Source organism: Bradyrhizobium rifense, from assembly GCF_008123425.1.
GTDB lineage: Bacteria > Pseudomonadota > Alphaproteobacteria > Rhizobiales > Xanthobacteraceae > Bradyrhizobium > Bradyrhizobium rifense.
This window is the reverse complement of the sequence record NZ_VSSS01000063.1, coordinates 102,114-108,235: the sequence shown is the minus strand read 5'-3', so window position 1 is coordinate 108,235 and position 6,122 is coordinate 102,114. Positions and strand designations below refer to the sequence as shown.

General features: G+C 65.6%; 5 protein-coding genes. 3 read left to right on the top strand and 2 right to left on the bottom strand.

The features are described 5' to 3' along the window. Positions 1 to 30: 30 nt before the first annotated feature. A complete protein-coding gene (locus FXB40_RS37510; RefSeq protein WP_148777303.1) occupies positions 31 to 1,419 on the bottom strand; it encodes an MFS transporter in 1,389 nt (462 codons plus the stop codon). A 100-nt stretch (positions 1,420 to 1,519) separates the two neighbouring features. Here FXB40_RS37510 and ggt point away from each other — a divergent pair, with 100 nt between their 5' ends. Together ggt and FXB40_RS37500 are read left to right on the top strand one after the other, a co-directional pair. Continuing rightward, positions 1,520 to 3,271, top strand: a complete 1,752-nt coding sequence (gene ggt, locus FXB40_RS37505; protein ID WP_148777302.1) for a gamma-glutamyltransferase — start codon at positions 1,520 to 1,522, stop codon at positions 3,269 to 3,271. Positions 3,272 to 3,368: 97 nt separating this feature from the next. Further along, a complete protein-coding gene (locus FXB40_RS37500) occupies positions 3,369 to 4,664 on the top strand; it encodes an MFS transporter (RefSeq protein ID WP_148777301.1) in 1,296 nt (431 codons plus the stop codon). 27 nt (positions 4,665 to 4,691) lie between these two features. Here FXB40_RS37500 and FXB40_RS37495 read toward each other — a convergent pair whose 3' ends face one another. Then, a complete protein-coding gene (locus FXB40_RS37495; protein ID WP_148777300.1) occupies positions 4,692 to 5,357 on the bottom strand; it encodes a glutathione S-transferase family protein in 666 nt (221 codons plus the stop codon). 148 nt (positions 5,358 to 5,505) lie between these two features. On the opposite strand from FXB40_RS37495, the gene FXB40_RS37490 reads away from it, so the two are divergent. Beyond that, on the top strand, positions 5,506 to 6,102 hold the full coding sequence (locus FXB40_RS37490; RefSeq protein ID WP_148777299.1) for a DUF2239 family protein: 597 nt from the start codon (positions 5,506 to 5,508) through the stop codon (positions 6,100 to 6,102). Positions 6,103 to 6,122 lie beyond the last annotated feature (20 nt).

Sequence of the window (6,122 nt, the reverse complement as noted above, 5' to 3'; positions counted from 1 at the left end):
TAGGGCGTTCGCCGGGACGACCGCGGAGTCTTACTCTTCCCGCACCCGCATCAGCAGCGCGAACCCTGTGACGAAAAACACCACCAGCACGGCCATGCCGGCCTTCTGGCTCGCGGTTGCCGCGGTGATCACGCCGATCAGCAGCGGGCCGATGAAGGACGTCACCTTCCCGGTCAGCGCGAACAGACCAAAATACTGTGCGATGCGATCCTTCGGCGCGAGGCGGATCAGCAGCGTGCGCGATGCCGCCTGAAGCGGGCCGCCAGCCGCGCCGATCAGGCAGCCCAGGATCACGTAGGCGCGCTCGGCGGCGCTCGAGAACATGGCTGCGCCCGGTTGAGGCGGCGCGACCTTGACGAACAGCACGCTGTCCTTATCGACGAGCAGGATCGCGGCCACCGCAAGCAACAGGATCAGCATGCTGCCGGCGATGACGCGCTTCGGCCCAAGAAAGTCGTCGAGCTTGCCGCCGAGCCACGCACCGAAGGTACCGGCGATGGCGAGGATGATTCCAAACGTGCCGATCTGGATCGTGTGCCAGCCGAAGGTGCCTGCGGCATAGATGCCGCCGAACGCGAACAGCGACACCAGGCCGTCCGTATAGATCATGTTGGCGAGCAGAAACGCCGCGAGCGATTTCTGCTGCGGCAAATCCTTCAGCGATCGCTTCAGATCCGCCAGGCCTTCATGCAGCGCCTCGCGAACCGGACGCTTCGCCGGATAATCCGGCGTGAACAGGAACATCGGCGTCACGAAGATGATGAACCACAGCCCGGTCAGCGGTCCCGCCGCACGGTCACCTTCATGGGCGGCGGGGTCCAGCCCGAACAGCGGCGTGAAGCCGAGCAGCGTGCGGCCGGTCTCTGGATTGGCGGCGAAGAAGCCGAGCACGATGATCAGGCTGACGATGCCGCCGATATAGCCCGTGGCCCAGCCGGTGCCGGAGAGACGGCCGATGCGCTCCGGCGGCACCAGGGTCGGCATCATCGCATTGTTGAAGACGGTGGCGAACTCTGCACCGACGCTGGCAAGCGCGACCGCGAGCAGCAGCGGTGGAATGATGGCGTGATTGCCGGGCTTGCCGATCCACAATGTGCTGGAGGCCACCACCAGCAGCGCACCGAACGCGGCGATCCACGGCTTGCGGCGGCCCGAGGCGTCCGCGATGGCACCAAGCACGGGTGACAACAGCGCGATCGCCATGCCAGCTGCTGCCATCGCAAAACCCCAGAGCGATTGGCCCGTGGCGGGATCCGGCGCGATGCTGGTGGCGAAATAGGGCGCGAACACGAAGGTCGTAATCAGCGTGAAATAGGGCTGCGCGGCCCAATCGAAGAAAATCCAGCTGACGACAGCGGCGCGCGGCGGATAGGTCCGCGGGGCGCTGGCCATGCGCGCCCCCGGGGCGATCGTCGTCATTACGCAGTCCTCATCACGAACAGTTTTGCTACTCTTAGCGCAAACGGTATAGCATTACTGCGACGCGTGTGAATTGGCTCGAAGCCACGGCAGAAATTTGATGATGGCGTCATTTTCGACACGGCGGACATTTTTCGCACTCATCGCCACTCTGGCGTTTGGACTTGCCTCAGCGACCGCGCAGGATGCGCGGCGGGCCTATGTCCCGCCGGCGCTCGACACGGTGCACGCGGTCCCCGCCGAGCACGGCATGGTGGTGGCGCAGGAGAAAATATCTGCGCAGGTCGGCGCCGACATCCTGCGACGTGGTGGCAATGCCGTCGACGCGGCCGTCGCGACCGGCTTTGCGATGGCAGTGACTTATCCGCGTGCCGGCAATATCGGCGGTGGCGGCTTCATGGTGATCCATTCCACTGAGCGCAGTGAAGACATCGCGATCGACTATCGCGAGACCGCGCCGGCGGCGACCACGGCGCAGATATTCCTCGGAGCCGACGGCAAGCCTGATCCCGCCAAGTCGCGCGATTCCGGACTTGGCATCGGCGTGCCCGGCACGGTCGCCGGCCTGGCGCTCGCGCTCGCGAAATATGGCTCGGGCAAGTTCACGCTGGCGCAATTGCTCGAACCTGCTGTCACACTCGCGCGCGACGGATTTATCGTCAGCGACGACATCGCAGATACCCTGCCGGGCTGGTACCCGCGGCTGGCACGCTGGCCGTCCTCGGCCAAAATTTTCGCAAAGCCCAACGGCACGCCGTTCGGCGAAGGCGACAGGCTGGTGCAGAGCGATCTCGCCGACACGCTGGCGAGTGTCGCAACGCAAGGACCGCGCGGCTTCTACGAGGGTCCGGTGGCGGAGAAGCTCGCCAAGGCCGTGTCCGACGCCGGCGGCATCATGACCCCGGCTGATCTGAAGGCCTATCAGGCCGTGATCCGTTCGCCGGCGCGCGGCACCTATCGCGGCTATGACATCGTCTCGATGCCGCTGCCATCGTCCGGCGGTGTCGTGCTGGCGGAATCGCTCAACATCCTCGAAGGCTTTCAGCTCGCCGATTTGAAGCAGGGCTCACCGGCATCGCTGCATCTGCTGATCGAAGCCATGAAGCGCGCCTATGCGGATCGCGCGCGCTATCTCGGCGATCCAGCCTTCGTCAATGCACCGATCGAAACGCTCACGGCGAAGACCTATGCGGCCAAGCTGCGCGCGAGCATCTCGACCGATCGCGCGACGCCGTCGAAGGAGATCGTTTCCGCCCCGCCCGCGCCGCGCGAAGGCAGCAACACCACGCATTTCTCCGTCGTCGACAGCAGCGGCAACGCCGTCAGCAACACCTACACGCTGAACTTCAGCTACGGCGTCGGCCTTGTCGCCGATGGCACCGGCGTGCTGCTCAACAACGAGCTCGACGATTTCACTGCCGCCGTCGGCGCTTCCAATGCCTACGGCCTCGTCGGCTACGAGCCCAATCTGCCCGGGCCCGGCAAGCGGCCGCTGTCCTCGATGTCGCCGACCATCGTACTGAAGGACGGCAAACCGGTGCTGGTGACGGGCTCGCCCGGCGGCAGCCGCATCATCTCGACCGTGCTCCAGGTGATCGTGAACGTGCTCGACTACAAAATGGACGTCGCCGCCGCAGTCGCCGCACCGCGGCTGCATCATCAATGGCTGCCGGACGAGGTGCGTGTCGAGCGTGGCTTTCCCGACGATGTGCTGTTCGAGCTGAAGGCAATGAATCATCTCATCGTCGAGCCGATGGGACAGACCTCCGCCAATTCGATTCTCGTGACGCCGAACGGACCTCTCGGCGCGCCGGATCCGCGCTCACGCGGCGCGGAAGCAGCAGGACAGTAACCCTGCCCCTGCATGGCACGACCGTGCGCGCCGGCTTGCGCCGGCCGCCGCGCGTGCTACCACCGCCCGGCCAAAAGAATTTGCCGGGGAAACGCACATGACCACAGCCGATCCGACTGGGCGCATCGAACGCGCCGAGATCGAGGACACCAGTCTTCTCGCCTTCTATCGCGACATGAATGCGCCGGAGCGAAGGACGTTCTGGGCCTGCGCGGCAGGCTGGGCGCTCGACGGCATGGACTTCATGATCTACCCGCTGGTGATCGGCACCATCATCGCGCTGTGGAAGGTCGATGCAGCCTCAGCCGGCCTAGCCGGCACGGTGACGCTGCTGGCTTCCGCCATCGGCGGCTGGCTTGGCGGCTATCTCTCCGACCATATCGGCCGGGTCAAGACGCTCCAGATTACCATCATCTGGTTCTCGGTCTTCTCGCTGGTCTGCGCGGTCGTGCAGAATTTCGAGCAGCTTCTGATCGCGCGCGCCGTGCTTGGTCTCGGCTTCGGCGGCGAATGGGCCGCGGGCGCCGTGCTGATGGGCGAGGCGATCCGGCCGCAATATCGCGGACGCGCGGTCGGCTCGGTGCAGTCGGGCTGGGCCGTCGGCTGGGGCCTTGCAGTGCTGTCGCAGGCGATCCTGTTCTCAATGATGCCGGCGGAGACGGCGTGGCGCTGGATGTTCGTGATCGGCGCGCTTCCGGCGCTGCTGGTGTTCTATATCCGCCGCTCCGTCACGGAGCCCGAGATCGCGGCTGAGGCCCGCGCGAAGCAGGCCGCGAGCGGCGACCGCCCCGCGCTCTGGGAGATCTTTTCGGGCCCGATTTTGAAGACCACGATTCTCGCGTCGCTCGCCGCAACGGGCTGCCAGGGCGGCTACTACGCCATCACCTTCTGGGTGCCGCAGTTTCTGACCAAGGAGCGGCATCTGTCGATCGTCGGCTCGACCGGCTATCTCTCGACGCTGATCATCGGCTCGTTCATCGGCTATCTGGTCGGCGCCTGGCTCGCCGACCGGATCGGACGGCGCAACCTGTTCCTGACCTTCTCTATCGGCGCGATCGCCATCGTGCTGCTCTATACGCAGCTGCCGCTCACCAACGAGATCCTGTGGGTGCTCGGCTTCCCGCTGGGCTTCTTCGCCTCCGGCTATTTCTCAGGGATCGGCGCATTCCTGACCGAACTCTATCCGACGCGGCTGCGCGGCTCGGGCCAGGGCTTTTGCTACAATTTCGGCCGCGGCATCGGCGCGCTGTTCCCGTTTCTTGTCGGCGCGCTCTCGGCGTCGACGTCGCTCGCGAACGCAATCGCGATCTTCGCGGTGGCAGCTTACGCGCTGTTCTTCATCGCCGCCTTCGCACTGCCGGAGACGCGCGGTCGCGTGCTACACGCGGACTGACAGGTCATATCGGGGCGGTGAGGAAACTTACCGCCCCACTTGGTACGGCCCGCCCTTCTCGAGGGCGCGCGCATAGGCCGGCCGCGCATGGATGCGCTCCAGGAACGCCATCGCCTTGGGATGGCCCTGCTCGAGCCCGCCACGCGCTTGCGCTGCTTCAAGCGGAAAGCTCATCTGGATGTCGGCCGCGGTGAACTCGTTGCCGGCGAACCACTCGGTCTTTCCGAGTTCGCCTTCCCAATAGTCCATGTGCTGCTTGAGCTGCGGATTGACCAGCGCGGTGAGCGCCTGGTTCGAGACCTTGCGCACCAGCGGACGAAGCAGCGCCGGCGCGCGCTTCGGCATCAGCGTGAACAGCAGCTTCAAGAGCAGCGGCGACATCGCGGAGCCCTCGGCATAATGCAGCCAATAGGTGAAGCGCAGCCGCTCCGGCGTGTTCGGCGGCGGGATCAGCCGGCCATTGCCGTAGGTCGCGATGAGATATTCGATGATCGCGCCGGACTCGGCGATGGTGTTGCCGTTGTCGGTGATGACCGGCGACTTGCCCAGCGGATGGATCGCGCGCAGTTCCTTCGGCGCGCGCATATCGGGCTGGCGCTGATAGCGCACGATCTCGTAGGGCACGCCCAACTCCTCGAGCAGCCACAGCACCCGCTGCGAACGCGAATTGTTGAGGTGGTGGACGGTCAGCATCGCGAGATCCTCAGGGCTAGGCGTGGTCGGTCGGCCGCGTAGGTGCCAGTCCGGGACTGCAATGTCGAGCCATCCGGATGGATATTTTCATCCGGGTATATTGACCTCAGCAATTTACCCGGGTATTAAATTCGCCAACGTCTTCAATATGGCAATGATTTCAATGCAAAAGACTTTCACCGCCTTCCAGGGGCCGCGCCGCCTGGCGTCGGGGCCGGCCGGAGAGGTCGCGCTCGTCGTCAAGCGCGTGGCGCCACGGCCGGACGAGCCCATCATCATCTTCGAGGACGCCACGGGCCGATCGATCGACTTCGATCTGCGCGGCGGCGACCGCGAGGTGCTGGCGCGTCTGGCGAAGCTGATCCCGCCGCCGGTTGAGGAGACTGCTCCACCAACCGAACCGCGCGGCCGCGGCCGGCCGAAGCTCGGCGTGGTCGCGCGCGAGGTGACGCTGCTGCCGCGACACTGGGAGTGGCTCGGCGCGCAGCCCGGCGGCGCTTCGGTCGCGCTACGAAAACTCGTCGACGAGGCGCGACGCGCGAGCGGCGACAAGGACCGCGAGCGGCAGGCGCGCGATGCGGCCTATCACTTCATGTCGACCATGACCGGCAATCTGGCGCAGTTCGAGGAAGCCTCGCGTGCGCTGTTTGCGGATGACCGGCGGCGCTTCACCGGATTGATCGCCGACTGGCCGGCCGACATCCGCGACCACATCGTCAAGCTCGCCTACAGCGACCGCGCGTAAACCGCGCGCCGCTCTCCAAC